Source organism: Pedobacter zeaxanthinifaciens, from assembly GCF_003313335.1.
GTDB classification, from domain to species: domain Bacteria; phylum Bacteroidota; class Bacteroidia; order Sphingobacteriales; family Sphingobacteriaceae; genus Pedobacter; species Pedobacter zeaxanthinifaciens.
The window spans coordinates 213590-238469 of the sequence record NZ_QMHP01000005.1 but is presented as its reverse complement, the minus strand read 5'-3'; the positions used below and the strand labels follow the sequence as shown (position 1 = coordinate 238469).

Genomic DNA, 24880 nt, shown 5'->3' with positions numbered 1-24880 from the left:
AAAAAAATAAAAAGGCTTGCAACCTTTGGGTGGAAATGATCATCTACCCAATACAAGCAGACAAATGAAGGTGGCAAAAACATATACGTTAGACGAACTGATGGAAGGCTGTAAGGCTGGCAACAGGCAGATGCAGGAGATGCTTTACAGGCAAACCGCATCTAAAATGTTGGCCGTGTGTATGAGATATGCTAAAGACAGAATGGAAGCCGAAGATGTATTGCAAATGGGTTATGTGAAAATTTTTCAGAAAGTGAAGGAGTTTAAAGGTGAGGGATCTTTTGAAGGATGGATACGACGCATTATGGTAAATACTGCTATTGAAAGCTACAGAAAAAACCTACGCACACTAAATGTGGTGCCTATTGAGGATGCTTATGAGCAACCATCGAGCGGTTTTGATTTTAGTAGCTTGGGTATGCAGGATTTAATGAAAGTGATACAGAAACTGGCGGATGGATACCGAATGGTGTTTAACATGTATGTGATTGAGGGATATTCGCACAAAGAAATTGCCGATACGTTAGGAATTACGGAGGGAGCGAGCAAATCGCAACTTTCGAGAGCAAGAGCTATTTTACAACAAGAAATTATAAAATTGGAGGGCTTTGGTTATGCAACACATGCCGGATAAGGATTTTGATAAATTGTTCCACGATAAATTCATGGATGCAGAAATTGAACCATCTGCAGATTTATGGGGCAATATTGCCGATAAATTGGAACCTAAGAAAAAACGGGGCTTCCCGCTGATGTGGGTTGCGGCTGCAGCTAGTGTGGCGGTGGTAGCATCGGTAATGCTGTTTACACAAAGTGATGATAAAATTTTGTTAAGGCCTAATGCTGCGGCAGTGGCTTCTGTAAGTAATGAAAGTAATACTACGACTGTGCCGGTAACTGCCGTTGTAACTACGCAAGATGAAGTAGTTGCCGATGAGACTACAGCGCCAAGTGCTACCAAGTATGTACAAGCGGTTAAACGTACTGTTGCGCCTGTTGAGGCAGTTAATGCCGATGAACAAAAAAATATTTTTGCAAGCGTGCAACCATCTGAAACGAATGATCATCTAGCTATTAAAGACGGTATCAAAAGGGGAGAGGTTAAACCTTTGGAGGTGATTAAACAAGAAAAGGTAACAACAGAAACACAAACCAACCGAATGATAGCGGCAGTTCCGACAAAAGGTGAAACTACGGAATACATTGACCCCGTAGAGGACAATGATAATAAAAAAGGAATACGCAACGTGGGAGATTTGGTGAATTACGTGGTGGACAAAGTTGATAAAAGAGAAAAGAAACTTATTAAGTTTAATACAGATGATGATGACAACTCATCGATTATTGGATTGAATATTGGGTTTTTGAAATTGAATAAAAAAAATAATAAATAGGAACGGGATTTTTGGTTTTGCAGGATCGATGAGATTTAACCTTGTAACCTTCCAACCTTACAACAATATTAAACACACACACAAATGAAACATCTAATTTTAAAAGCAGTATTGGTAAGTGGACTTACTTTTATGGCAGCAGGTAGCTTAAAAGCGCAAGACGAGAATGTAAAAGATTCTGTAAAACGTAAAAAGTTTGAAATTAACTATGGTGTTGGAATTACCATTGGTGAGAAAAAAGATAGCACCGGAAAAGTTGATCAAAACAAAGGTCGTTTTGTAGGTGGAATTACCTTTACCCGCTTAGATATTGGTTTCACCAAATTGGTAGATAACGGAAGCTTTACTTTATCGCCTGCTAACAATTTCTTAGATTATAAGCCTTGGAAAACTAGCACCGTATCATTTGATCTTTTGCAATTTGGCTACAGATTTAACAACTACTTTAAAATTTATTTGGCGGGTGGTTTTGATTGGACACTTATCCGTTTAGACCAAAACATTACTATCAGAAAAAATGCTCCAGCTTTGGAATATGATGTAATAACCGATGCTACTTTTAGTAAAAACCGTTTCTCGGCTAGCTATGTACATTTTCCATTGAACTTTGAATTAAGAACTAAAGAAAATAGCCACGGTAAACGTTTCAGGTTTGTATTTGGCCCAGAGGTTGCATTTTTACTTGATGGAAAAGTGAAACAAATCAGCGAAAAATATGGTAAAGTTAAAGTAAACGACGACTATCACTTCACAGCTTTCCGTTACGGTGGTACAGTGAGAGTTGGTTACGGCGGCTTAGGCTTATTTGCTAAGTACTCAGCTAATGATTTGTTTGATACACCAGCACAAAAAGGCTTAAAAGCAATGTCGTTTGGTTTAACTTTTGGATTGAATTAAATAAGTCGGAAAGTCGGAGAAGTCGGTAAGTCCGAAAGTCCGAGAGTCCGAAAGTCAGAGAAGTCGGGAGGTCCGAAAGTCGGGAAGTTAGAGAGTTGGATAGGTTTGAATGTAGCACCAATGAACTAATGAACCAATGAACCAATAAACTATTACACACACACAAATAAAACTTAATCCTGTTTCTGTAAAAGAGGCAGGATTTTTTTTGCCCCTCTCTGCCTTCGGCATCTCTCCCCAAAAAGAAGAGAATTGTGCTTGGTTAGCTGTCATGAATTAGGTAGCGTTAGTAATTGCAAGGGAACTTATATCAATTTACACTTCCGGTCTATTTAATTTTACGGTCTTGCGGACTTCCGGACTCTCGGACTTGCCAACTTCCCACTTCCAAACTCCCGGACTTTCTTTATCTTTATGCCGTGAGCGAACAAATTTTAAGTATACAGCATTTAACAAAGCAGCATCAGGCAGAGCAATTATCTGGAATTTCCGATATCAGTTTTGAAATTAATAAAGGTGAAATTGTAGCTATTATTGGCGAAAGTGGTAGTGGTAAATCAACCTTGCTTAAATGTATTTACGGTTTGTTAAAAGTAGATGAGGGCGAAGTAATTTTCAATGGCAAGCGTGTTAAAGGTCCGGATGAACAATTGATTCCGGGGCATGCAGAAATGAAAATGGTAACCCAAGATTTTTCGCTCAATATTTATGCAAAGGTTTACGACAACATTGCTTCGCAGCTTTCAAACACCAATGTTGCTTTAAAGCAGCAAAAAACCATGGAGGTAATGGAACACCTTCGAATTACTGCACTTAAAGACAAAAAAATTATAGCATTAAGTGGTGGCGAACAACAACGTGTAGCTATTGCAAAAGCCCTAGTTAGCGATACCAAAGTTTTGTTGCTAGACGAACCTTTTTCTCAAGTAGATGCTATTTTAAAAAACCAGTTGAGAGCCGATATTAAACAGTTGTCAAAAGATACCGGATTGACCATCATTATGGTATCTCATGATGCTACCGATGGTTTGTTTATGGCTGATCGTTTGGTGATGATAAAAGAAGGGAAGTTGTTGCAACAGGGCAAACCACGGGAAGTTTACAATCATCCAAATAGCACCTATACCGCCAAAATGTTGGGCAATGCAGTAGTGCTTTCTAAAAAAGAAGCTCAAGCTTTAGAACTAAAAGTAAGTGGCGAGCAGGTTTGTTTTTACCCTGAGTGGGTGGAGCTAAAAGCGGGCTGGTCGGCAAAGAAATTTAACGTACGCGATATTTATTACAAAGGTTTTTACGACGAGTTATTATTAGAAAGAAATGGAGTGTACATTAGAGCCTTGCAGCTCAATAGTGGTGAGCACAAAAAAAACGACCAAGTGTATGTGAACATTGGCCGTTTTTTAGAGTATTAAGTTTAAAAATTAATTAGGTTCGTATTCCGAAGGAACCACCACCACTTTAACTAGTATGGTGTAATTAGGTGCAACACTATTCGCTAAATTGTTAGTGTCCTGTACATCAAAAGCAATTCCACCATTGAAAAGTTCGTAGCTGTAAGCACTATAGTTGAATGTATATGGTAGTTGAATAAAGCTACTTGGTGTAACTGGGTGCTCAAAGTAAACCATCACACCTTCGTCTTCTAACGTTATATTATCAAATTTTTTATTTATCCAAGTTGCAGTATAACTTCCATTGGCATTTCTTTTCCAATCTGAGGTTCTAATTTCGTAATTGTAAGTTTTCGCCTTTAATTCTTGTGTGATGTAAGTGTCTTTCTTGCATGATACCAGACCTAGTGTGGCAACGCAAAGTAGGAGTAAGGTTAGCTTTTTCATTGTTTGTTGTTTAAGATTCAGAAACTCCTAGGTTTGCACTTTGGATATTTCAATTCAATTTCATTTGTGTGTTATTTAACATACATTAAAATCATGCCAAAAAAATGTCAAGGTCAAGCATTAAACTAAAAAATCGTAAACAAAAGAAAGAGAGTTTTGTTTAACGCGATTTAGCATGGTTTTTTAAAGGTTTGTAACAAAAAAATAGATTGATTATTTTTTAATGTTGAAGCTTTAACAAATAAAATTGGACGTTTTTTTGGATATTCTATTTGCGCTGAAAACAAAATAGGAGACAACTTCTTGGCTCCTATTCAGATGTTACAATTATGGAAAGGTTTCTTTACCCTCTCTGTCCTGCGGACATCTCTCCCTAAAAGGAGAGAGCAGCATTGAACAATGTGTGTTGTAATTTAGAAGTTTTTGCAACCTCATTTTTTTTCTACTCTTATGAAGGGGCTGGCTGACGTTACACCAAATACTCAAACAAAGTAGCGTCCTGGTTCAGTTCAATTACATCAAACTTAAAGTCTTTCATGCGTTGCAATAAACTAGGATAATCATTCTTGTTCATCAATTCTATACCTACCAATGCAGGACCGTTTTCACGGTTTGTTTTTTTGATGAATTCGAAACGGGTAATATCATCCTGAGGGCCCAAAACTTCATTCACGAAAAGTTTTAAGGCTCCTGGTCGCTGCGGAAAGCGTACAATGAAATAATGCTTTAAGCCTTCAAAAAGCAAAGATTTCTCCTTGATTTCCTGCATTCGCTCAATATCATTATTGCCACCGCTTACCACGCATACAACGGTTTTGCCAACAATTTGATCTTTTACCTGCTCTAATGCCGCTACAGATAAAGCTCCGGCAGGCTCAACCACAATGGCATCTTCATTATACAGCTTTAAAATGGTGGTGCAAATTTGTCCTTCCGGAATTAAATAAGTAGAGCTAAGTAAATCACTGCAGTATTTGTAGGTAAGCCAGCCCATGCGTTTTACTGCGGCACCATCAACAAATCGTTCAATATTTTCTACCGTTACCGGTCCGCCATGTTTAATTGCTTCAGTTAAGGATGGAGCGCCCATCGGTTCAACACCAAAAACTTTTACGCTAGGCTTCACCGTTTGCAAATAAGCAGTAACACCCGATGCTAGCCCGCCGCCACCAACTGGAACTACTATCGCATCCAAATCTGGCAAGTCTTGGTAAACTTCCATCATCACAGTAGCTTGGCCTTCTATTACCTTTTCATCATCAAATGGAGGAATAAAAGTAGCTGATTTCGCTTCGCAATAGGCTAAAGCTTCCTTTAAGCAATCATCAAAAGTATCGCCTACAAGCACCACTTCAATATGATCGCCGCCAAACATATTTACTTGGGTAATTTTCTGTTTAGGTGTAATTTCTGGCATGAAAATGACGCCTTTAATACCAAGTTTTTTGCACGAATAAGCCACACCTTGCGCATGGTTACCGGCACTAGCGCAAACCACACCATTTTGGAGTTGGTCGGCAGTTAATCCGCTAATTTTGTTGTAAGCGCCTCGTAATTTATAAGAACGTACAATTTGTAAATCCTCTCGCTTCAAATAAATATTGGCATTGTACTTTAAAGAAAGTCCTGCGTTAAATTCCAAAGGTGTTCTTTTTACTACGCCTTGCAGCGTTTCAAAAGCCTTTTCGAAGTCGAAAGTATATGCTGTTGTTGTTTCCATTTTCTAAATCCGCCAGTTGGCGAAGCTTTAATTTTATTTTTGAAAAGCAATTCCGGCTTTTCATCGGTTACAATAGGCCTGCTTGTCCGGAATTTACTTCGGGGCTATTCGTTGCAAGTTTTTTTATCAAACTTAGTTGCTGTCATTCTGAGGAACGAGGAATCTATTTTTTCAGTACTTTACAGCTAGATCCTTCGCTACGCCTCTGGATGACAGACTAAATTCTTGTATTGTAGTTTTTACCTTTTCACCGCTTTAAGATTCCCGCCTACGCGGGAAATGGCGATGAGCAAAAACTAACTCAACTTCGGTGCTAAATGAACTGATACCAATTCATTTAAATCGCTGTCTTCAATCCCTTGTTTTTTATCTGCTAAATCTAAAAATGCAGTATAAACCACAGCTAATTGCTCCTTATCTAATTGATGTCCAAGTCTATCTAAATGATGTTTTAACGCATGTCGGCCGCTTCTTGCAGTCAACACAATAGTTGCATCAGGGAAACCAACATCCTCAGGTCTAATTATTTCGTAGTTTTCACGATTTTTTAAGAAACCATCTTGATGTATACCAGAGCTGTGTGCAAAAGCATTTGCTCCCACAATAGCTTTATTTGGTTGTACAGGCATATTCATCAGGCTACGTACCTGGTGACTGATTTCATAAAAGCCCTGCGTATTGATGTTGGTATTTAATCCCAAGGTCTTATGAGTTTTTAAAATCATTACCACCTCTTCCATGGAAGTGTTACCAGCACGTTCACCAATGCCATTTACGGTACACTCCACTTGGCGAGCACCATTTTGTAAGCCAGCAATAGAGTTGGCCGTAGCCAAGCCTAAATCATTGTGGCAGTGGCAAGAGATGATCGCTTTATCAATGTTTTTTACGTTTTCCTTTAGGTAAAGAATTTTAGATCCGTATTGATCAGGCAAGCAATAGCCATTAGTATCTGGAATATTTACCACGGTAGCACCAGCAGCAATCACAGCCTCAATCATTTTAGCTAAATATTCAATATCGGCACGTCCAGCATCTTCTGCATAAAATTCCACATCCTCCACGTATTTTTTGGCATATTTTACCGCTTCAATAGCACGTTCTAAAATTTCCTCCCTAGTGCTGTTGAATTTAGTTTTGATGTGCATATCCGAAGCACCTATACCAGTGTGTATACGAGGCCTTTTAGCATAACGTAGGGCATCGGCAGCAACGTCGATATCATTTTTGTTTGCTCTTGTTAAAGCACAAATGATGGGGTCGTTCACCGCTTTAGAGAGTTCTATCACGCTATTGAAATCGCCGGGGCTAGAAACAGGAAAACCAGCTTCAATTACATCTACGCCTAGCAGTTCCAACGATTTTGCAATTTCAATTTTTTGAGGTGTGCTCAACTGGCACCCTGGCACCTGCTCGCCATCACGCAAGGTGGTGTCAAAAATATGTACTCTGTTTGGATCGTGTAACATAATATTTCAATTAAAAAGTAAAAATTCAAAAGGCAAATGCCTATTTATTGTTTACTCTAGGTTTGCTTATTTTTTAATTTCTACTTTATTAAACTAATTACTTTTTCTCCCATTTCTTTTGTTCCCAAAATTTTGTCGCTAGCGGTATTTTGGTCGGCAATATCACCAGTTCTCCAACCCTGTTTTAAGGTTTCATCTACTGCATCAGTAAGTGCCTTAGCTTCTTGTTTTAGTCCGAAACTAATTTCGAGCATTAGTGCAGCAGATAGGATGGAAGCCAGTGGGTTTGCTAAGTTTTTTCCAGCAATATCGTGTGCTGAACCGTGGATAGGTTCATAGAAACCAACGCCATCACCAACAGAGGCGGAGGCAAGCATGCCCATTGACCCTGCAATTTGTGATGCCTCATCAGTTAGGATATCGCCAAATAAGTTAGCGGTGAGCACCACATCGAACTGTTTAGGGTCTTTAATGAGCTGCATTGCGGCATTATCAATAAACATGTGTGAAGTTTGTACGTCAGGATATTGCTTTGCAATTTCTTGTACAGTTTCACGCCACAAACGAGAACTTTCTAAAACGTTAGCTTTATCTACTGAACACAGTTTTTTACTTCTTTGCTGTGCAGCTTGGAAAGCTTTATGTGCAATGCGTTCAACTTCGTATTTGTGATAAATCATCAAATCAGATGCTGTATTTCTATCCTCCGAACGGGATTTTTCGCCAAAATAAACATCACCAGTCAACTCTCTGAAAAACAAAATATCAGTACCTTTTAAGATATGCGCTTTGATGCTAGATGCTTCTAACAACTCATCGAACAATAGGATGGGACGCAGGTTAGCATAAAGGCCAAGTTCTTTCCTGATTTTTAACAAGCCCTGTTCCGGACGTACTTTAAGAGAAGGATCATTATCGTACATGGCATGGCCGATGGCGCCAAATAATATTGCATCACTTTGGCCTGCTTTTTCTAAAGTTTCGTCAGGAAGTGGGTTGCCAGTAACCTCAATGGCGGCATGTCCCATCAGCGCTTCGTCAAAAGTAAAATCATGGCCATAGTTAACCGCCACTTTTTCTAAAGCTTGTTTTCCCCATTGTGTTACTTCCTGTCCAATCCCATCTCCAGGTATTACTAAAATGTGTTTTTTCATTGTGTATTTATTTCTTTTTAAGGGCATTCAAGAGGGCTTTGCCGTTTTTCTTTATATGTTTTTTATCGTGATAATTGTCCTGCGTTTAATGAGATTGCTTTGTCGTTCCTCCTCGCAATGACGACAATAGTTACGTCATTGCGAGGCACGAAGCAATCTCTAGTGCTTCATGTAATTCCGAGTTTTAAATCACGCTTTCTAATTCTTCAATGTTCGTTTTCTTATTATAAATATCATTTCCAATCACTTCTCCTTTGCTAAGTAAAAGCTGATGGGTTAAGTTTTTAGGTAGTTGATCATCGCTGTGCGATACGTAGATCAAAGTTCTATTAGTAGTGCACAAGCCATCAATTAAATTGTTAAATTGAAGTGTTTGTTGTGCATCCAAACCTTGGCAAGGCTCGTCTAAAACCAATAATTCTGGGTTTTTAATTACCGTTCTTGCCAATAGCACCAAACGTTGCTTGCCTAATGGAAGCTGCGCTAAAACCTCGTTCTTATCTGCCGTTAGGCCAAAATAATCTATAATCTCATCAATTTGGGTGCGCTTTTGCCAACCTATTTCTTTGTATAAGCCGATGCTATCGAAAAATCCGGAAGCGATACTTTGCCAAACGGTAGCATTAAAATCGAAATACCAATGCAGTTCCGGCGAAATTAGGCCAATGTGTTCCTTGATGTCCCAAATGCTTTCTCCTGAGCCACGTTTATTGCCAAAGAGATAAATTTCGTTAGCGTAAGCTTGTGGATGATCTCCATTAACCAAGCTTAGTAAAGTTGATTTTCCCGAGCCATTATGCCCCTGTAAAAGCCATTTTTCGCCTGCTTTAACCTCCCAGTTGATATTTTTGAGCACTTGTTTTGAGCCATAGCTGATGTTAACATCAACCATTTTAACTAAGGTATTGTTGCTTGATGCAGGTGCTTCTTTTAAAAAGTCAGGAATAGGTCGTTCTTCAACTGCAATATTTGTTGTAGAAGAAGCTAGTTGCGTTATTAATTTTCCATCGATGATTTTTGCAAACCTATTGATGCAATCGGGAACTTCATTCTCGTTACTTACCAATACCAGTTGCGTACCCTCGCTAGTAATTTTATTTAGTAACAAATTAAGATTTCGACGAGATTGAATATCCAAGCCGGTGTAAGGCTGGTCTAACAATAAAAGCTGCGGTTTCAACCATAGGGCTTTTACCAATTGCAATTTTTTATGTTCGCCGCTTGATAGCTCTATCAGTTGGGCATTTCGAAGACTATCGAAACCTAGTGCCTTTAAAATTGGATTTGCCTGCTCAATTGAGAGATGATTTTCTATAGCGTAATGCGCTAGTTCGGCATTAACGGTTAAGGTATTTTGTACTTGTTGAACGTTGTAGCGCTGCTGATAATAGAAATTGGCAACGCCTTCTTTGTTTTTGAACTGATACCATTGCGCAATGTATTGGCAGACGGGCTGTGCATTGTACTGTTCATCAAAGCTGACGACAATTTCGCTACTGCTTTTTTCAATACCTGCTATTGCTTTCAATAATGCGGTTTTGCCACTTCCACTAACGCCATATAAAAGCCAGTTTTCACTCTTTTGAATAGTCCATTCCAAATCCGTTAACACGGTTTTATTGCCGTATTTTAGGTTGAAGTTGGTGATTTGGACTATTGTTTTACTCATTGTTTTATTTTCTGGCATCATTGCGAGTAACGGCTTGTGCCGAATATTTGGTAAAGCCATCTTAACGATTTTGTTAGTCATTATAAGATTGCTTCGTCATTCTTCCTCGCAATGACGAATTGGCTTTTAGTAAAATTTAAAAACTTTATTTTTCTCAAATTCCTCAATCAAATCAGTTTGGCTGCGAACGAAATCGATATCATCGTAACCGTTAATCAAACAAGATTTTTTGTATGGATTGATTTCGAAGGTCTCGGCCTTTCCGGTAGCGTCAATCGTTACGGTTTGTTCTTCTAGATTTACCGTTAGGGTAGAAGCAGCATCTTTAGCTACTTGCGTAAAAATCTCTGCTAAAAATTCCTCGCTAACTTGGATGGGTAATAAGCCGTTATTTAGTGCATTACCTTTGAAAATATCAGCAAAAAAGCTGCTAATTACTACATCAAAGCCATAATCTTGAATTGCCCAAGCCGCATGCTCACGGCTACTGCCGCAACCAAAGTTTTTTCCCGCAACCAAAATTTTTCCGCTGTATGTTGGGTTGTTCAATACAAAATCTGCCTTAGGGGTATTGTCCGTATTGTAACGCCAATCGCGGAAAAGATTTTCTCCAAAGCCCTCACGCGTAGTTGCTTTTAAAAACCTCGCCGGGATGATTTGGTCCGTGTCTATATTCTCGATCGATAAGGGAACTACCGATGAGCTTAATGTTTCAAATTTTTTCATTTTATCCTTTTTTGTCATTCTGAGCGCAGCGAAGAATCTGTTTTGTCGGTTACAGATGCTTCCTTCGTCAGCATGACAGTACTATTTTGGTTACTTCTTTATTGCTTTTATCCTTAGTCTTTTATAATCTGCAATCCAATCTCCGTTTTTAAAATGAGCTGGCTTTAAAATGCTTACCGCTAATTCTGAAACTGATTTAGTTTCTTCTTCATTCAGGTTGACGAAGGCATGTTGGGCAAATTGATTGATCCATTTTAGCATCCCATCTTCTCCAGTGAGCTTTGTAGGTCTATCGAATAGCCACATTTGTTCGGTTTCAAACCCGCTTGATTCCAATAAGTTAGCGTAATGAGCAATAGAGGGAAAAAACCAAAAGCTAGAAATCACTTTGTGTTCCAAACCTAATTCTTTTGCCGCTTGGTCAATGGCATCTGTAATGGATTTTACATTGCCTTTTCCGCCAAACTCAGCTATCAGTCGGCCGCCATGTTTAAGTGCTTTATAAATTCCTCTCAATAAGCCTCTTTGGTTTTCAATCCAATGGAAAGTTGCGTTGCTAAATACGGCATCAAACTCACGGTTGTAATCTAAAGCGGCTGCGTCTTTTTGCTCAAAGTAAATAGTCGGATAGTTTTGCTTCGCTAATTCAATCATGTCAGCTGATGCATCAACACCTAAAACTTTGGCTCCAGCTTCTTGAATTTTAGCAGCCAAATCACCTGTTCCACAACCTACATCCAAAATGTTTTCGCCTGCTTTGGCGTCTAACCATTGCAAAACATCAGCCCCGTAATCTGATACGAAACGATGTTGTTCGTTGTAAAGCTTGCTGTCCCAATGTATTTCTGGCATAATATGTTATTTTAACCATTTAAGGCATGTAAGTACATTTAAGTTTTTATATGCCATTTCATTTACCTTTTATCTTAAACCTTGTATCTTTTCATAGTGCTCAACCGTCGGGAATGGATCATAAAAATGATGCAATAAAGCTTTCCATTCCTGATATTCTGCAGAACGTCTAAATCCAATCGTATGTGCTTCTAAATCTGTCCAATTCACCAGTAAGATGTACTTGGCAGGGTCTTCAATACATTTTTGAAGCTGATGCGAAATGTAACCATGCATGCCCGCAATAATTTGTTCTGCTTTCGAAAAAGCCACTTCAAACTCTGCAGTCAGGGTAGGGATTACATTTAATATGGCAACTTCTAAAATCATATTTATCCTTTATTGTTTAGTTGTTTCGCCATTGCGAGGAACGAAGCAATCTTGCAACGTTTGTAATTAAAAGTCTTTCGCTTTAAGCTTGCTTCGTCGTACCTCGCAATGACGACCAGTCTTAAACTTTTCACTCGTCGGTTAGTGTTTCGTTTGTTAGGGTTAGATATCGACGTTTTGACCGACCCCTAATCCCTAATCCCTGACCCCTAATTCCTAAACCTCCAACAACTCCCTCACGTCCGTTATCTTGCCAGTCACAGCAGCAGCAGCAGCAGTTAACGGACTTGCTAGCATTGTTCTTGCATTCGGTCCCTGGCGGCCTTCAAAGTTCCTGTTCGACGTAGAAACACAATATTTTCCTGCCGGAATTTTATCCTCATTCATCCCTAAGCAAGCCGAGCAGCCTGGCTCACGTAACTGAAAGCCCGAGGCCTCAAATACTTTATCTAACCCTTCGGCAATAGCTTGAGCTTCCACTTGCTTAGAACCTGGAACAATCCAAACTTCAACGTTAGCAGCTTTTTGTTTGCCTTTCACAAACGCTGCAACTGCACGTAAATCTTCGATACGAGAGTTGGTACAACTTCCGATAAAAACGTAATCCACAGGTTTGCCCAATAAACTTTCATCGTCAGCAAAGCCCATATAATCCAAAGCTTTTTTGTAGGAAGCTTGCTCGGTTTCCGGTTGAGCAGCAGTTGATGGAATATGCTCGGCAATACCAATGCCCATTCCCGGATTGGTACCGTAAGTAATCATTGGTGCAATATCAGCAGCATCATAAGTTAATACCGCATCAAACTGTGCGTCATCATCACTGTACAATGTTTTCCAATAGGCTAGTGCTTTATCCCACTCTTCGCCAGCTGGTGCAAATTTTCTACCTTTTACATAGTCGAAAGTAGTTTGATCAGGAGCAATTAAACCACCGCGGGCACCCATTTCGATGCTCATGTTGCAAACCGTCATACGGGCTTCCATGCTTAACGAACGGATAGCCGAACCTGCAAATTCTACGAAATAACCTGTGCCACCAGCCGCAGAAATTTTAGAGATGATATAAAGGATGATATCCTTAGCCCCAACGCCTTTTTTCAACTCACCATTCACCTCAATTTTCATGGTTTTAGGTTTCGATTGTTGCAAACATTGCGTTGCAAATACCTGCTCCACTTGCGAAGTACCTATACCAAACGCAATAGCACCAAAAGCGCCGTGTGTAGAGGTATGGCTGTCACCACAAACCATCGTTTTTCCTGGCAAGGTAATGCCCAATTCAGGACCAATTACATGAACAATGCCTTGGAAAGGATGTCCCAAACCATAAAGTTCTACACCAAATTCAGCACAATTTTTAGTCAACATATCTACCTGATATCTCGATAGCTCTTCCTTGATAGGAAGGTGTTGGTCCAAAGTTGGCACGTTATGGTCGGCGGTAGCTACGGTTTGTTTCGGACGAAAAAGTCCGATGCCACGTTTTCTCAAGCCATCAAAAGCTTGAGGCGAAGTAACCTCGTGAATTAAATGCGTATCAATGTACAAAATATCAGGAAAGCCCTCTTCGCGTTTTACAACGTGAGCATCCCATATTTTTTCCACTAATGTTCTAGGCCCCACCCCAGCCCTCCCCAAAGGGGAGGGAGTAGGAGCTTGTTCTTCAATTTTTTCTGTCATAAAACCCTCCAAACCTCCTCAATGAGGAGGAGTTGCATAGTTTGTAAATTATAATTTTCTAAATAGCAAAAATGCTAATTTTTGAATTAATTTGATTTAACAGCATCATCCCAAATTCCCCTTTCCAATGGAGAGGGGGCAGGGGAGAGGCCGTTTTTATGCCGTTTTGATCGACTTCATGGCAGTCATCGCTTTGCGCAATTTTCTACCTACAACTTCCACTTGGTGGTCACGTAATATCTCGTTAATGGCAACCAATTCAGCGTTGTCAACCGAGCCATCTTTGCCTTCGTTAAAGTTTTTACCTACTAAATCAGTTTCAACTGTTTTCATGAAATCTGCTAATAAAGGCTTACAAGCTTGATCGAATAAGTAGCAACCGTATTCCGCTGTATCAGAAATTACACGGTTCATTTCGAACAATTTCTTACGAGCAATCGTGTTAGCAATTAATGGCGTTTCGTGTAGCGACTCGTAGTAAGCACTCTCTGGTTTAATTCCAGCTTCAACCATCGTTTCAAATGCCAATTCTACACCTGCTCTTACAAAAGCTACCATTAAAGTGTAGTTGTCAAAATATTCTTGCTCACCAATTTTTACATCACCGGCAGGCGTTTTTTCGAAAGCAGTTTCTCCAGTTTCAGCTCTCCATTTCAAAAGGTTGGCATCGCCATTAGCCCAGTCAGCCATCATCGTGCTAGAGAACTCGCCACTCATGATATCATCTTGGTGTTTTTGGAACAAAGGACGCATGATGTTTTTCAGCTCTTCAGAAATATGGAATGCTTTCACTTTCGCTGGATTGCTCAAACGATCCATCATACCGCTTACACCACCATGTTTCAAAGCTTCAGTAATTACTTCTACGCCGTATTGTACTAATTTAGAAGCATAGCCAGCATCAATTCCTTTTTCAATCATTTTATCGAAAGAAAGGATAGAACCAGTTTGTAACAAACCACATAAAATCGTTTGCTCGCCCATTAAATCAGATTTTACTTCAGCCACAAAAGATGATTTCAACACACCAGCTCTGTGACCGCCTGTACCCACACAGTAAGCCTTAGCTTGTGCCAAACCTTTACCTTCAGGATCATTTTCTGGGTGCACTGCAATTAACGTAGGTACACCAAAACCTCTTAAGTACTCGGCTCTAACTTCAGAGCCTGGGCATTTAGGCGCTACCATAATTACAGTAATATCTTTACGGATTTGCATGCCTTCTTCTACAATATTAAAACCGTGAGAATAAGAAAGCGTAGCGCCTTGTTTCATTAATGGCATTACTGCATTTACCACCGAGGTGTGTTGTTTGTCGGGCGTAAGGTTAATTACTACATCAGCATTCGGAATAAGTTCTTCGTAAGTACCCACCTTAAAATTGTTGTCAGTAGCATTTTTCCAGCTATCTCTTTTTTGCTCGATAGCTGCTGCACGCAATGCGTACGATACGTCCAAACCGCTGTCTCTCAAATTTAAACCTTGGTTTAAGCCTTGAGCACCACAACCTACAATTACCAATTTTTTACCTTTTAAAGCATTTACGCCATCCAAAAACTCATCGTTAGCCATGAAATCGCATACACCTAATTGGTTTAATTTTTCTCTAAGTGGTAATGTGTTAAAATAATTTGCCATTGTTTTATTTAGTTTTTAGCCCCACCCAACCCTCCCAAAGGGGATGGCTCTAGTAGGATGTTAATTTTTTTCTTTTTCCTTCGGCTTGCTTACACAGATTTTGTGATATCACCGATTTCTGTATTATTAGTCTTTATTAATTAATTCTTGCTCTTTTTCCTCGTAAAGCATGGTTCTGCGCTCTTCGGTTATTGTAGTCCCGCTTTTTGCTTCAATCTTTTTGTTGACTTTGCTGTTAACGCAATTGTCATGCTGACACGAACAAAAAGTATTTCCGCTTCAATCGGGTTTAGTTAACTTAGTCCGTAAGTCGGAAAGTCCGCAAGCTGTACATCTGCAGACTAAGGTCTTCCCGTCTTTTCTGACTTTTCCAACTTTCTGTCTTCCCGACTTCCTCCTACATCGTAAAAATCTTATCGCCCTTGTCTAGGAACTCGTTCTCCACACGCTCTTCTCCCGGTTCGTCTGCCTCAAATTCTTTCAGCTTTTCGTGAAAACCAGCACTGTCTTTGATAATCGCTACCCTTGCCGAACGTACAAATTCAATCAGTTCATAAGGTTCAAGCGCTTTCACCAAGGCATCAGTTTCCTCTTTGTGGCCGGTAACCGAAAAAACAGTGTAATCCTTACGGATCACCACCGCCGTTGCTCCGTATTGCCTCAACAAACGCTCAACAGTTACCTTTTCGGTAATCTCTTCTGTAGATACTTTGTAAAGCGCCAATTCTTGCCAAATCACTTCACTATCGGTATTGAAATATACCTTCAAGACTTCAACTTGTTTCTCAATTTGACGAGCTAATTTCCTTACCACTTCATAACCTTCGTTAATCAAAATTGTAAAACGATGAATACCCGCAATCTCCGAAGGAGAAGTGTTTAAACTGTCAATGTTGATTTTTCTTTTCGAAAATATAATCGAAATACGGTTCAGTAAACCAACTCTATCTTCAGCATAAACCGTGATCGTGAAATCCTGTTTGCCTTCGTAATTGGTATCTTCAGGTGTGTATTTTATAGTGTCGTTACTCATTGTCCTTGTTCTTTGCTCTAATTACTTTAATCTAATTTCACTTACGCTGCAACCTTGTGGTACCATTGGGAAAACATTGTTTTCCTTGCCTACCATTACTTCTAAAAGGTAAGATCCATCATGATCAATCATCGTTTGTAATGCTTTTTTCAATTCGGCTCTTTGGTCTACCTTGCTTGCTTCGATATAGTAAGATTTAGCTAAAGCCACAAAGTCTGGACTAGTAATATTCACAAACGAATAGCGTTTATCATGGAATAATTGTTGCCACTGACGCACCATTCCAAGGAATTGGTTGTTTAAAATCAGGATTTTTACTGCCGCACCAAACTGCATAATGGTACCCAACTCTTGTGGCGTCATTTGGAAACCACCATCGCCAATAATAGCAACTACGGTACGTTCCGGAGCACCATATTTAGCGCCAATAGCCGCAGGTAAGCCGAAGCCCATGGTGCCTAAACCACCAGAGGTAACATTGCTGCGGGTTTTGTTAAATTTAGCATAACGGCAAGCTACCATTTGGTGCTGGCCAACATCCGTTACAATAACCGCATCTCCACCAGTAATTTCATTCAATGTGCGTAAAACTTCGCCCATTGTCATCTCTTCTCCGGCAGGATATAACTCTGGTGTAATTACTTGGTCTATCTCTTGTTGGTTATAATCTTTAAATAGTGCAACCCAAGCTTCGTGTTTGTTTTCTTTTACCAAGTTGGTTAATATAGGAAGCGTTTCTTTACAATCGCCCCAAACCCCAACATCAGCTTTTACGTTTTTGTCGATTTCAGCAGGATCAATATCTAAGTGAACAATTTTTGCTTGCTTCGCATATTTATCCAAACGGCCAGTTACACGGTCGTCAAAACGCATCCCGATGGCGATAATTACATCCGCTTCGTTGGTTAACACATTCGGCCCGTAATTGCCATGCATCCCTAACATCCCTACGTTAAGTGGGTGTTCTGTTGGGATGGCGCCTTCACCCATAATGGTCCAAGCAGCTGGAATGCCCGTTTTTTCTATAAAAGCTTTAAACTCTCGTTCGGCATTTCCTAAAATTACACCCTGGCCAAACAACACAAAAGGTTTTTGAGCGCTGTTAATCAACTTAGCCGCTTCTTCAATAAACTCTACCCTAACTTTTGGTTTAGGTCGGTAACTGCGGATGTGATTACATTTCACATAAGTCTCAAACTCTTCTACTTGCAATTGTGCATTTTTGGTGATGTCAATGAGCACAGGCCCCGGTCTACCGCTTTTAGCAATGTAAAAAGCTTTGGCTAACACTTCTGGGATTTCCTTAGCATCAGTAATTTGGTAGTTCCATTTAGTTACGGGAGTAGTGATGTTAATTACATCAGTTTCTTGGAAAGCATCCGTACCTAAAAGATGAGCAAATACTTGTCCGGTGATACAAACTAAAGGCGTGCTGTCGATTTGAGCATCAGCTAAGCCGGTTACCAAGTTAGTGGCACCTGGACCGCTTGTTGCGAAGCAAACTCCCACTCGACCACTTGTTCTCGCATAACCTTGGGCAGCATGAATGCCACCTTGCTCATGGCGGACCAAAATATGTTCCAGTTTGTCTGCATAATCATAAAGTGCATCGTAAATAGGCATAATTGCACCACCTGGGTAGCCGAAAATTGTGCTTACGCCCTCTTCAATCAGCGCATTTAACAACATTTGCGAACCCGTTCCTTTAAAAGTAGGGGAGCTTGTTGTCGCCTTTTTTGTAGCTGTATCTTGTAAGGTTTCCATTATCTATATTTTATGGTTTTGGTCAATTTTATCTCAACTTGATATCACAAATACTGACATCAAGTAGGTTTAATATGTCATCACAAATTGTGATGAGTTTTCTATGCGGTCACAAATTGTGACCGGTTCAGTTTATTTGACTATGGTCATTATTTTTACTAGTCAAAATTTAAATCTTGAAGTTGCAAATTGACACCTCAAGATTTAATGAGCATTCGCAATTTGGTTGCGAAGGTTTTATTCCCCTCTAGGGGGACTTAAGCTTCGTCGGTTACACAACCGCCAGCTGCATCTGTTACGGTTTTGGCGTACTTAAACAATACGCCCTTGTTGACTTTCAGCTTCGGTTGTTGCCATTTTGCTCTCCTTTCGGCAATAATTTCCTCGCTAACTTGTAAGGTGATTTTGTTGTTTACCGCGTCAATTACAATTTGGTCGTCATCTTCAACTAAACCAATTAAGCCCCCTTTGTAGGCTTCAGGAGTGATGTGCCCTACCACAAAACCGTGAGTTCCTCCGGAGAAACGCCCATCAGTAATTAGGGCAACGCTTTTGCCTAAACCAGCTCCAACAATTAACGAAGTAGGTTTTAACATCTCCGGCATTCCAGGGGCGCCAACAGGCCCTTCGTTTTTAATTACTACCACATCACCTTTTTTAATTCTACCAGAGGCGATGCCTGCAACCAAATCCTGCTCTCCGTCAAAAACTCTTGCCGGGCCTTCAAATTTTTCACCTTCTTTACCAGATATTTTTGCCACCGAGCCTTTTTCTGCCAAATTGCCGTACAAAATCTGTAAGTGGCCAGTAGCTTTAACCGGGTTATCTAGTTTTTGAATAATCGGTTGGTTATAATCAATGATTGATTTAACATCTTTCAAGTTCTCCGCAACAGTTTTTCCAGTAACTGTTAAGCAATCACCATGTAGCATACCTTCATCTAACATGTATTTCATTACTGCTGGAGTTCCGCCAAACTGGTGTAAATCCTGCATCAAGAATTTACCGCTTGGCTTAAAATCTGCCAACACAGGAGTGATGTCGCTCATGCGCTGAAAATCATCTTGTGTAACTTCTACGCCAATAGCTTTACCAATAGCAATGAAGTGTAGCACAGCATTGGTACTTCCGCCTAAAACAATGATGGTACGGATTGCATTTTCGAAAGCTTTACGGGTCATAATATCCGATGGCTTGATGTCTTTTTCTAAAAGAATACGAATATATTTACCTGCATCTAAACATTCTTGCTGTTTCTCTTCGCTCACCGCAGGATTAGAAGCCGAATAAGGTAAGCTCATTCCTAGCGCTTCAATAGCAGAAGCCATGGTATTAGCCGTATACATACCACCGCAAGCGCCGGCACCTGGGCAAGTATGTTTGATGATGCCTTGATAATCCTCATCTGATAAATTACCACAGATTTTTTGTCCTAAAGCTTCAAAAGCAGAAACGATATTTAATTCTTCGCCTTTGTAATGCCCCGGAGCAATAGTGCCTCCGTAAACCATAATCGAAGGGCGGTCTAAACGGGCCATGGCCATTATTGCCCCTGGCATATTTTTATCACAACCAGGGATAGCGATTACGCCATCGTAATACTGGCCGCCACAAATGGTTTCAATGCTATCGGCAATCACATCACGACTAACCAGCGAGTAGCGCATGCCCTCCGTTCCGTTGCTCATGCCATCACTAACACCAATGGTATTAAAGGTAAGTCCAACTAAATCATTATTCCATACTCCTTTTTTAACTACTGCTGCTAGGTCGTTTAGGTGCATGTTACAGGTATTTCCATCATAACCCATGCTAGCAATGCCAACTTGCGCTTTTGCCATGTCTGCATCGGTTAAACCAATTCCATAAAGCATTGCTTGTGCTGCTGGCTGTGTCGGATCTTGTGTAAAAGTTTTACTGTACTTATTTAATTCCATTTATATTTTGTTCTGTTTAATCCAAAAAAAAACCGCCTCTTTTTGGGAGGCGGTTTCGCTAATGATATCTTTTTAATTATATACAACGATTGCCTTCCCTCGGTTGAGGAATAATGATAATGTTGTTAATAATGACTGTGTTTAAAAGCATGTTTTCGTTTATTGCTCCAAACATACTAACAAATTATCAAGAAGAAAAATTATATGATCACTTCATAATTAACTTTTTCTAATACCAAATTTTTATACGCTCTTTGTAGGGTTGCACCAATGCTGTCCCTCCACCTTTGTCTGAAAACGGTTTCATCCACCGTGTGTATACCTACTACTTCTGCCGCTGTACCACATAAAAATGCGCCATCGGCACTTTTCAGAAAATCCAATGTGATTTCTTTTTCAATTACTTCTATATCTAACACCCGGCAAAGCTCAATAATTGTTGCCCTGGTAATACCCGGTAAAATGTTGCCTTTTGTGGGGGTGTAAAGCTTTCCATTTTTCTCTATGAAGATGTTGGCACCCGGTGCTTCCGCAACAAAACCATTAGCATCTAGTAATAAGGCTTCATCAAAACCTCTATTTTTAGCATCAGTTGTGGCTAAGATGGAGTTAACGTAGTTGCCGCTTATTTTTGCTTCAATTTTGGTAGATTTTGGGTTTGGCCTTTCGAATGATGAAATGCAAACTTTTAATTGTCTATCGCCCAAATAAGCACCCCATTCCCAAGCGCAAAGCATAATGGAAGTTTTTTCTGGCGCTATCAAGGTCATTTGTGGCTCGCTAAAAACTAAAGGACGGATATAGGCATCTTTTAGATTGTTCAATTCGAGCAAGCGATAAGTTTGTTTAATCAAATCATCAATGTCCCAATTGAAGGGAATGCCGGTAAGATCACATGAACGTTTTAATCTTTCATAGTGCTCTCTGGCTTTGAAAATACGGGTGGCGTTATGCGTTTTATAAGCTCTAATGCCTTCGAATGCTGCAAAGCCATAATGAAGCGACTGACCATACAAGTCAGTGTTGGCCTCATTAGCCTTTACAAATTCCCCGTTTAAATAAACTACCGTGTTCGAATTGTAATAATTCATATTGCTATGTTTAAAAAAAGCGTCCCATTTTTATAAAAAGGGACGCTTCAGTATTTTTTAATATCTTAAAAGGAACCCTTGGACTTTTTACAAAGCACGAGATTGAGCAGAAATGCCACGTTAATGGCAAATGCTAAGTCGTTATTTAGTGCAATTATTTTCATCCTTTTAGATTGGTAAAATTTCCTTCTGTTTTATAAAAACCAATTTAGTATTTGGTTCAAAAAATAGCAATAGGTAAAATGAAAATATTTAATTAGGAATATAATTTTGTATTTAAATGTTTTTTTGAATTTATATTTTGGTAAAATGTGGTTTTATTAGTGTAAACATGGTTGAAAGTAGACCAAAAATGAAATCGGTATTCGGTATAAATATTATGCTTGCATTGTAAATTTTGCAATTTTCTGCCTAAAAGTGAGAAATGTCAGAAAAAATATGAATTTATTGACGAAGAGGATTCAGTATATGTGACTGTTAATCGGAAATAATTTTAAGTCCTTAGCTTGTAATTGCTTTGTTTTATTTAATAGCTTTTAAAGCAGTCCAAACTTGTTCTTTACTATACTCTCCAAAATAAGAGATGTATTTCCCGTTAGGTGATATTACTACAAAACTTCCGCAAGGGTAGTGGTGCTTAAAAAAAGTCCTTTCTATCAGATATTCGGGATCATTATTCCAGTTGAGAACTGCAGACCCTCTGTCATCCATGTCATTTTTGTTTTTACAAATATAGATTGGTAAACTTTGAATTTGCTTTTTTACGCCCTTGTCCAGCGTTCCGTACCAATCTTTTTTAGTTTCAGCGGTAGCTGAACCAGAATTATTACACGGGTCTTCACCTGGATAGTATATGATCACCAAAGGAGAGTTGGAAAGGGCTTGAGGAAAGTGCCGATTAAAAATTGTCTTGAAATTTGAAAAATCAGGTATTAAGCCTGTTTGATATCTTTCTATTAATTGCCTATGCTGTGCATCTGTTTTAATCGCTAAGTATTTTCTCGTTTCCAATTCAGCATTGAATTTTGCTGTCGAAATTTCTTTTCCATCTGTATTGAGATATTTTACATCTTGAGCTTTGGCATAAACGTTCAGCAGCAGCGTAAGAGAAAATAAGAGTATGACCTTCATGAGCATTAATTAAAATACTAGATACATAAAGTTAGTATTATTTTCACGCCCTATCAAACAACCTCAAATATTTGCTAGGCACTAAGCGTTTCCATTCTGGATGCCTTTTAATGTATGCAAAAACCAAAGGACAAAGCGGAACTAATTGGTAGGCATTTTCCTCGAGATAATTAAGCGTTTTTTCAATTAATGCCGTTGCCGCTCCTCGTCCAGCCAACGCCTCCGGACTTTCTGTGTGAATTAGTTTGATGATTTTTTCATCCTCTTCGTAATCTATAAAAGCGGTATGGCCGTCGACTGTTAATTCAAAGCGATTAGTTTCTTCGTTTTTGTGTAGCGGTAGGTTTAAGAATTCTTCTTTCATTGTTATTGATTTATTTAATACAACGAAGATAAATAGTGTGGTGTTTCTTAGTATTGATGTATGGTAATTACTTCATGTCAAAATGCTTAACTGATGCTGAAATAAATTCAGCATGACGGTAGTAATGTATAAAACAAAGAAAGCCCCAAACTTTCGTTTGAGGCTTCTTTTAAAACTTGGTGGTTTAACTTAGGCTACAACAGCTTCGGCTAAAACAATAATTTTATTATCCAGAACTTCTACTACGCCACCTTTAATGTTATAGGTGTATTCGCCTTTTAGTTCTTTCACTATTACCGGACCATCTTCTAAAGTTGAGATAATAGGAGCGTGGTCTTTTAAGATTTGGAAAGAGCCAGAAGTTCCCGGAACGGTAACTGCAGTTACTTCGCCTTCGAAAACTTTTTTATCTGGAGTTAATATTTCTAAGTTCATTTTTTGAGTTTTACGTTTTACGTTATAAGTTTTAAGTCTTGGACCATTACTTATAACGTATCACTTATTACGTACAACTTATTAGTTAGCTTCTGCCAATAATTTTTTACCTTTTTCAATAGCATCTTCAATGCTACCTACTAAGTTAAATGCAGCTTCTGGATACTCATCAACTTCACCATCCATAATCATGTTGAAACCTTTGATGGTATCTTTAATGTCAACTAGTACACCTTGTAAGCCTGTAAACTGCTCAGCAACGTGGAAAGGTTGAGATAAGAAACGTTGAACACGACGAGCTCTGTGTACAGTTAATTTATCTTCTTCAGATAATTCGTCCATACCTAAAATCGCAATGATATCTTGTAGCTCTTTGTAACGTTGTAAAATTTCTTTCACACGTTGAGCTGTATTGTAATGCTCATCACCTAAAACTGCTGGGTTTAAGATACGTGAAGTAGAATCCAATGGATCTACCGCAGGATAAATACCTAGCTCAGAAATTTTACGAGATAATACGGTTGTAGCATCTAAGTGGGCGAAAGTTGTAGCCGGAGCAGGGTCAGTTAAGTCATCCGCAGGTACATAAACAGCCTGTACAGATGTAATTGAGCCACGTTTAGTTGAAGTAATACGCTCCTGCATTAAACCCATTTCAGTAGCTAGGGTTGGTTGGTAACCTACCGCTGAAGGCATACGGCCTAATAGCGCTGATACCTCTGAACCTGCCTGAGTGAAACGGAAGATGTTATCAACGAAGAAAAGGATGTCTTTTCCTGCGCCTTCACCATCGCCATCACGGAAATATTCTGCAACAGTTAAACCTGATAATGCTACACGAGCACGTGCACCAGGAGGCTCGTTCATTTGACCGAATACCAATGTTGCTTTTGATTCTTTTAATTTTTCAGTGTCAACTTTGTCTAGGTCCCATCCACCTTTTTCCATTGAATGTAAGAACTCATCACCATAGTTGATTACGCCAGACTCGATAAACTCACGAAGTAAATCGTTACCCTCACGAGTACGCTCACCTACACCAGCAAATACTGATAAACCAGCGTAAGCTTTAGCGATGTTGTTTACCAACTCCATGATTAATACAGTTTTACCTACACCGGCACCACCGAATAATCCAATTTTACCACCTTTTGCGTAAGGCTCCAACAAGTCGATAACTTTAATACCTGTAAAAAGTACTTCAGTTTCTGTAGAAAGCTCATCAAACTTAGGAGGTGTGGTGTGGATTGGTTTGCCATTAGCATTATCCACTGCGTTAATACCATCGATAGCTTCACCAACTACGTTGAATAAACGACCTTTAATTTCATCGCCCACAGGCATTTTGATAGGGGCTCCTGTATCCAAAACGTCCATTCCGCGTACTAAACCGTCGGTTGAGTCCATCGCAATGGCACGAACACGGTCTTCACCAAGGTGTTGCTGAACCTCTAAAACGATTTTTTGTCCATTCTCTTTTTTAATCTCTAAAGCAGAGAAGATTTTAGGCAAAGTGGCATCGTTAACAAAGCTTACGTCAACTACCGGTCCTATAATTTGCGCTATCTTTCCAATGTTAGGCATATTTTGTATTTGGTAAAATTATAAAAATCAAATGTTTAGAGGGACTTTTGCACCTCCCACTTTTCGGATGGCAAAGTTATTAATTTTTAATGTAATTTTTACATAGAAATAAAATGTTTTTCAACAGTGTGGTTT

The 24880-nt window shown here is 39.3% G+C and carries 22 protein-coding genes; 4 read left to right on the top strand and 18 right to left on the bottom strand.

From position 1 onward, the window contains the following. The first annotated feature begins 64 nt into the window (after positions 1-64). From DUT68_RS09805 to DUT68_RS09790, 4 genes are all read left to right on the top strand, one after another. Complete coding sequence (locus tag DUT68_RS09805; protein ID WP_113637981.1) at positions 65-634, top strand: RNA polymerase sigma factor; 570 nt, start codon at positions 65-67, stop codon at positions 632-634. Next, complete coding sequence (locus tag DUT68_RS09800) at positions 615-1394, top strand: hypothetical protein (protein WP_113637979.1); 780 nt, start codon at positions 615-617, stop codon at positions 1392-1394. The genes DUT68_RS09805 and DUT68_RS09800 overlap by 20 nt, the downstream gene beginning before the upstream one ends. 84 nt (positions 1395-1478) lie before the next feature. Continuing rightward, entirely contained in the window at positions 1479-2291 is an 813-nt protein-coding gene (locus DUT68_RS09795; protein ID WP_113637977.1) for an outer membrane beta-barrel protein, read from the top strand. A 419-nt stretch (positions 2292-2710) separates the two neighbouring features. Beyond that, positions 2711-3703, top strand: coding sequence for an ABC transporter ATP-binding protein (locus DUT68_RS09790; protein ID WP_113637975.1), 993 nt, complete (start codon positions 2711-2713; stop codon positions 3701-3703). Between the two features lie 9 nt (positions 3704-3712). Here the strand turns inward: DUT68_RS09790 and DUT68_RS09785 are convergent, their stop codons facing one another. The 18 genes from DUT68_RS09785 to atpD all read right to left on the bottom strand — a co-directional run bounded on the left by DUT68_RS09785 (position 3713) and on the right by atpD (position 24745). Then, complete coding sequence (locus DUT68_RS09785; RefSeq protein ID WP_113637973.1) at positions 3713-4129, bottom strand: hypothetical protein; 417 nt, start codon at positions 4127-4129, stop codon at positions 3713-3715. A gap of 469 nt (positions 4130-4598) precedes the next feature. After that, positions 4599-5849 carry a threonine ammonia-lyase IlvA gene (gene ilvA, locus DUT68_RS09780; protein WP_113637971.1) on the bottom strand — a complete coding sequence of 417 codons (1251 nt, stop codon included), beginning with the start codon at positions 5847-5849 and terminating at the stop codon, positions 4599-4601. 296 nt (positions 5850-6145) lie between these two features. Next, complete coding sequence (locus DUT68_RS09775; protein ID WP_113637969.1) at positions 6146-7318, bottom strand: 2-isopropylmalate synthase; 1173 nt, start codon at positions 7316-7318, stop codon at positions 6146-6148. An 80-nt stretch (positions 7319-7398) separates the two neighbouring features. After that, the gene (gene leuB / locus DUT68_RS09770) at positions 7399-8472 is read right to left on the bottom strand and encodes a 3-isopropylmalate dehydrogenase (protein WP_113637967.1); all 1074 of its coding nucleotides are present in this window, start codon (positions 8470-8472) and stop codon (positions 7399-7401) included. A gap of 184 nt (positions 8473-8656) precedes the next feature. Further along, positions 8657-10141: an ATP-binding cassette domain-containing protein gene (locus DUT68_RS09765; RefSeq protein WP_113638115.1), complete on the bottom strand. Its 1485-nt coding sequence runs from the start codon at positions 10139-10141 to the stop codon at positions 8657-8659. Positions 10142-10267: 126 nt separating this feature from the next. Beyond that, a complete protein-coding gene (leuD, locus tag DUT68_RS09760; RefSeq protein WP_113638114.1) occupies positions 10268-10867 on the bottom strand; it encodes a 3-isopropylmalate dehydratase small subunit in 600 nt (199 codons plus the stop codon). Between the two features lie 90 nt (positions 10868-10957). After that, a complete protein-coding gene (locus DUT68_RS09755) occupies positions 10958-11719 on the bottom strand; it encodes a class I SAM-dependent methyltransferase (protein WP_113637965.1) in 762 nt (253 codons plus the stop codon). 69 nt (positions 11720-11788) lie between these two features. Then, positions 11789-12088: an antibiotic biosynthesis monooxygenase family protein gene (locus tag DUT68_RS09750; protein ID WP_113637963.1), complete on the bottom strand. Its 300-nt coding sequence runs from the start codon at positions 12086-12088 to the stop codon at positions 11789-11791. 216 nt (positions 12089-12304) lie between these two features. After that, positions 12305-13768, bottom strand: a complete 1464-nt coding sequence (gene leuC / locus DUT68_RS09745) for a 3-isopropylmalate dehydratase large subunit (RefSeq protein WP_113637961.1) — start codon at positions 13766-13768, stop codon at positions 12305-12307. 156 nt (positions 13769-13924) lie between these two features. Further along, positions 13925-15406, bottom strand: a complete 1482-nt coding sequence (gene ilvC / locus DUT68_RS09740; RefSeq protein ID WP_113637959.1) for a ketol-acid reductoisomerase — start codon at positions 15404-15406, stop codon at positions 13925-13927. 397 nt (positions 15407-15803) lie between these two features. Next, positions 15804-16439 (bottom strand): acetolactate synthase small subunit, encoded by a 636-nt coding sequence (ilvN, locus tag DUT68_RS09735; RefSeq protein WP_113637957.1) that lies wholly within the window; start codon positions 16437-16439, stop codon positions 15804-15806. A 21-nt stretch (positions 16440-16460) separates the two neighbouring features. Continuing rightward, the gene (gene ilvB / locus DUT68_RS09730) at positions 16461-18203 is read right to left on the bottom strand and encodes a biosynthetic-type acetolactate synthase large subunit (RefSeq protein ID WP_113637954.1); all 1743 of its coding nucleotides are present in this window, start codon (positions 18201-18203) and stop codon (positions 16461-16463) included. A gap of 257 nt (positions 18204-18460) precedes the next feature. Beyond that, positions 18461-20140, bottom strand: coding sequence for a dihydroxy-acid dehydratase (gene ilvD / locus DUT68_RS09725; RefSeq protein ID WP_113637952.1), 1680 nt, complete (start codon positions 20138-20140; stop codon positions 18461-18463). A 200-nt stretch (positions 20141-20340) separates the two neighbouring features. Beyond that, complete coding sequence (locus tag DUT68_RS09720) at positions 20341-21231, bottom strand: branched-chain amino acid transaminase (protein ID WP_113637950.1); 891 nt, start codon at positions 21229-21231, stop codon at positions 20341-20343. A 522-nt stretch (positions 21232-21753) separates the two neighbouring features. Next, a complete protein-coding gene (locus DUT68_RS09715; protein ID WP_157960831.1) occupies positions 21754-22362 on the bottom strand; it encodes a hypothetical protein in 609 nt (202 codons plus the stop codon). A gap of 43 nt (positions 22363-22405) precedes the next feature. Then, entirely contained in the window at positions 22406-22726 is a 321-nt protein-coding gene (locus DUT68_RS09710) for a GNAT family N-acetyltransferase (RefSeq protein ID WP_113637946.1), read from the bottom strand. Between the two features lie 189 nt (positions 22727-22915). Further along, complete coding sequence (atpC, locus tag DUT68_RS09705; protein WP_113637944.1) at positions 22916-23161, bottom strand: ATP synthase F1 subunit epsilon; 246 nt, start codon at positions 23159-23161, stop codon at positions 22916-22918. Between the two features lie 81 nt (positions 23162-23242). Next, entirely contained in the window at positions 23243-24745 is a 1503-nt protein-coding gene (atpD, locus tag DUT68_RS09700) for a F0F1 ATP synthase subunit beta (RefSeq protein WP_113637942.1), read from the bottom strand. Between the last annotated feature and the right edge of the window lie 135 nt (positions 24746-24880).